This is a genomic window from Bradyrhizobium sp. (genome assembly GCF_035701725.1).
In the GTDB taxonomy this organism is placed as follows: domain Bacteria; phylum Pseudomonadota; class Alphaproteobacteria; order Rhizobiales; family Xanthobacteraceae; genus Bradyrhizobium.
Window position 1 is genome coordinate 1 of the sequence record NZ_DASSRP010000216.1, and the last position, 4,340, is coordinate 4,340.

Consider the following 4,340-nt stretch of genomic DNA (forward strand, 5'->3'; position numbering starts at 1 on the left):
GACCGTGCTTGGAGAGGGCGTTCGGGATCAGATGCCTGCGCGCGATCTCGACCTTCTCGTTCTCCGTGTAGCCCGCGATGCGGATGATCTCCATGCGGTCCATCAGCGGTCCCGGAATATTCAGCGTATTCGCGGTGGTGATGAACATCACGTTGGAGAGATCGTAGTCGACCTCGAGATAGTGATCGTTGAAGGTCGAGTTCTGCTCGGGGTCGAGGACCTCAAGCAGCGCCGACGACGGATCGCCGCGGAAATCGGCGCCCATCTTGTCGATCTCATCCAGGAGGAACAGCGGGTTCGAGGTTTTCGCCTTTCGCATCGACTGGATGATCTTGCCCGGCATCGAGCCGATATAGGTGCGGCGGTGACCACGGATCTCGGCCTCGTCACGTACGCCGCCCAGCGAGACACGCACGAACTCGCGTCCCGTCGCCTTTGCGATCGACTTGCCGAGCGAGGTCTTGCCGACGCCGGGAGGTCCGACCAGGCACAAAATTGGCCCCGTGAGCTTGTTGGCGCGCGACTGCACGGCGAGATACTCGACGATGCGGTCCTTGACCTTCTCGAGCCCGTAGTGGTCGTTATCCAGGATCGTCTGCGCCTGCTCCAGATCCTTCTTGACCTTGGACTTCTTGTTCCACGGGATCGACAAGAGCCAGTCGAGATAGTTGCGCACGACGGTTGCTTCCGCGGACATCGGCGACATCTGGCGCAACTTCTTCAGCTCGTGCTGAGCCTTCTCGCGCGCTTCCTTGGACAGCTTGGTCTTGGAGATCTTCTCCTCGATGTCGGCGAGCTCATCGCGACCCTCTTCGTCGCCGAGTTCCTTCTGAATCGCCTTCATCTGCTCGTTGAGATAGTACTCGCGCTGGGTCTTCTCCATTTGCCGTTTCACACGAGAACGAATCCGCTTCTCGACCTGGAGCACGGAGATCTCGCTCTCCATCAGCCCCAGCACCTTCTCAAGGCGTGCGGTGACCGACAGCGTCTCCAGGATCGCCTGGCGGTCGGCGATCTTAACGGCCAGATGCGAAGCCACGGTATCGCCGAGCTTGGCGAAATCCGTGATCGCCTGCACGACGCCGACGACCTCGGCGGAAATCTTCTTGTTGAGCTTCACATAGCTCTCGAAGTCCGACACCACCGAGCGCGCGAGCGCTTCGGCTTCGACGGAGGTCGCATCGGTATCGGCGAGCGCGATCGCGGTCGCTTCGTAATACTCGGTGCGAGGCGTGTATTTCTCAACGCGCGCGCGTTCAAGGCCCTCGACCAGCACCTTCACGGTACCGTCGGGCAATTTCAAAAGCTGCAGAACGCTCGCAAGCGTCCCGGTCTCGTATATCGATTCAGGCGCCGGATCATCGTCGGACGCATTCTTCTGCGTCGCCAGCATGATCAGCGCATCGTTCTTCATGACCTCTTCAAGCGCACGGATCGACTTTTCGCGGCCGACGAACAGCGGCACGATCATGTGCGGGAAGACGACGATGTCGCGCAGCGGCAGCACGGGATAAGCGTGCGTCTCGCCGTGGACGATTGATGGCCGAGGTTTAGGGGTGGTCATGGCCTTTTCCTTTTGTTGTGCCCCCTTGCTTCGCCATCCGCATCATGCGCAACGGCCACAAGGTGCCAGATATTCCGAAGACGGTCAGGCCAAAAAAGCCGCCGCTTTCGGCATTGCAGTCGGCGCGAATCTTGAGGCTGATTTCACGCCGCCGGTGATATTAGGTGGCTATCGGCGGTAGGGGTGTCAAGTCGCAGAAAATGCCCACAGGACAGGGGCTAACGCGTCTTTCAGGCTAGCAGGAAACGGCCGCCGAAAGGCGCGGCAGCCGCAACCAAAGACGCCCTTGCAAGCGCTAGAGAAACCTCTAGGCGCTAGCGCTGCTCTCGACCGCGCGGTCGGAACGGTCGGCGTAGATGTAGAGCGGACGCGCCGTTCCTTCCACAACTTCGCGCGAGATCACGACTTCTTCCACACCCTCGAGGCCCGGAAGGTCGAACATGGTCTCGAGCAGGATGCTCTCGAGAATCGAACGCAGGCCACGCGCGCCGGTCTTGCGCTCGATCGCCTTGCGGGCGACCGCGCCAAGCGCTTCGTCGGCGAAGGTGAGTTCGATGTTCTCCATCTCGAACAGGCGCTGGTACTGCTTGACCAGCGCGTTCTTCGGATCGGTGAGAATCTTCTTGAGCGAGGTCTCGTCGAGATCCTCGAGCGTGGCGACCACCGGCAGGCGGCCCACGAATTCGGGGATCAGGCCGTACTTCAACAGGTCTTCAGGCTCGACGTGACGGAAAATCTCGCCGGTGCGGCGATCTTCGGGCGCCAGCACCTGGGCGCCGAAGCCGATCGAGGTCGAACGGCCGCGCGCGGAGATGATCTTCTCGAGGCCCGAGAAAGCGCCACCGCAGATGAACAGGATGTTGGTGGTGTCGACCTGCAGGAACTCCTGCTGCGGATGCTTGCGGCCGCCCTGCGGAGGAACCGACGCGACGGTTCCTTCCATGATCTTGAGCAGCGCCTGCTGGACGCCCTCGCCCGACACATCGCGGGTGATCGAGGGATTGTCCGACTTGCGGCTGATCTTGTCGATTTCGTCGATATAGACGATGCCGCGCTGGGCCCGCTCGACATTGTAGTCGGCGGCCTGCAACAGCTTCAGGATGATGTTCTCGACGTCCTCGCCGACATAGCCGGCCTCGGTCAGCGTGGTCGCGTCCGCCATGGTGAAGGGCACGTCGAGGATGCGCGCCAGCGTCTGCGCCAGCAGCGTCTTGCCCGAACCCGTGGGGCCGATCAGCAGGATGTTCGACTTCGCAAGTTCGACGTCGTTGTGCTTGGTCTGGTGGTTGAGGCGCTTGTAGTGATTGTGAACGGCGACCGAGAGCACCTTCTTGGCGTGGCTCTGGCCGATCACATAGTCGTCCAGCACCTTGCAGATTTCCTTCGGGGTCGGAATCCCGTCGCGCGACTTCACCAGCGAGGATTTGTTTTCCTCGCGAATGATGTCCATGCAGAGCTCGACACACTCGTCGCAAATGAAAACGGTGGGACCTGCGATCAGCTTGCGAACTTCGTGCTGGCTCTTGCCGCAGAACGAGCAATACAGCGTATTCTTCGAGTCGCTGGCGCCAACCTTACTCATTCATATCTCCGTCCGCAGTTCGATCCAGCACGCCCGCTCTAATTCCGGAAGGTTGCCGGCCCGACTTTTGAGAGTCCAAAAATCGTAGATAGAGCAAAATTCGTACCAAAAAAGACCCTATTCCCAAGTGGCTGCGAGAATCGCGGCCGTTCGAATCCCATGCAAGCATACCCTGAGTGACCTAGCCAACCATGCTCGCATCCGACTATCAAGAATTCGCTAATTAGCCGGCCACTGGATATCCGTGACAATACCGTGATTTGCGCTTCCACCGTTAAGTTAGCGGCCGAAATAGGCGAAACGTTGCGCGATTGCCACGCCAAGGCGCCGGGACGAAAGTGGAACTTTCGTCCCAAACAGGGGCAAATGGGACCGCTTCGGGACCATTTTGGACCAGCAAGCAACCGTTAACATTAGTACCGCCGATCTGAAGTCCCTGCACCACAAGCGGCGCGTTCGACCAGGACTTCAGATGCGTTGAACGAACGAAGGCGGATCAAGTTGCCTTGCGAGTGGCGTGGGTTTGGCATTCGCCGCCAGCGGGGGGCGCGGGCTCGTCACGCGAGCGCGAGGCCGTGAACCGCCAATTAGACCGCTTTCGGCGGCGGCGGATCTTCCTCGCGCTTCTCGGTGACCCGGTCGACGAGGCCGAATGCCTTGGCATCCTCGGCGGTCAGGAACTTGTCGCGCTCCAACGCATCCTCGATCGCCTTGTAGGTCTGGCCGGTGTGCTTGACGTAGATCTCGTTGAGCCGCCGTTTCAGGTTCAGGATTTCCTGGGCATGCAGCATGATGTCAGTGGCCTGGCCCTGGAAGCCGCCGGAGGGCTGATGCACCATGATGCGCGAATTCGGAAGCGAGAAGCGCATGTTCTTTTCGCCGGCCGCCAGCAGCAGCGAGCCCATCGAAGCCGCCTGCCCCGTGCACAACGTCGACACCGGCGCGCGAATGAACTGCATGGTGTCGTAGATCGCCAGCCCCGACGTCACGACGCCGCCCGGCGAATTGATGTACATCGCGATTTCTTTTTTCGGATTTTCGGCTTCGAGAAACAGAAGCTGCGCGACGATCAAGGTCGACATGCCATCTTCGACCGTACCGGTGACAAAGATGATCCGCTCCTTGAGAAGGCGCGAGAAGATATCGTAGGCGCGCTCACCGCGGTTGGTTTGCTCGACCACCATCGGCACGAGG

The 4,340-nt window shown here is 60.2% G+C and carries 3 protein-coding genes; all 3 read right to left on the reverse strand.

Features of this window, described 5'->3' with window-relative positions; genetic code table 11:
* Nucleotides 1-1,564: endopeptidase La (lon, locus tag VFL62_RS12410; RefSeq protein ID WP_325172671.1), on the reverse strand; the 1,564-nt coding region annotated here is incomplete at its 3' end.
* Nucleotides 1,565-1,871: 307 nt separating this feature from the next.
* The gene (clpX, locus tag VFL62_RS12415; protein WP_325172672.1) at nt 1,872-3,146 is read right to left on the reverse strand and encodes an ATP-dependent Clp protease ATP-binding subunit ClpX; all 1,275 of its coding nucleotides are present in this window, start codon (nt 3,144-3,146) and stop codon (nt 1,872-1,874) included.
* A gap of 587 nt (nt 3,147-3,733) precedes the next feature.
* Nucleotides 3,734-4,340: ATP-dependent Clp protease proteolytic subunit (locus tag VFL62_RS12420; protein ID WP_325172673.1), on the reverse strand; the 607-nt coding region annotated here is incomplete at its 5' end.

Bases quoted from the DNA above. Each gene is read 5' to 3' on its own strand.
- clpX (WP_325172672.1), bottom strand. From the start codon at position 3,146: ATGAGTAAGGTTGGCGCCAGCGACTCGAAGAATACGCTGTATTGCTCG.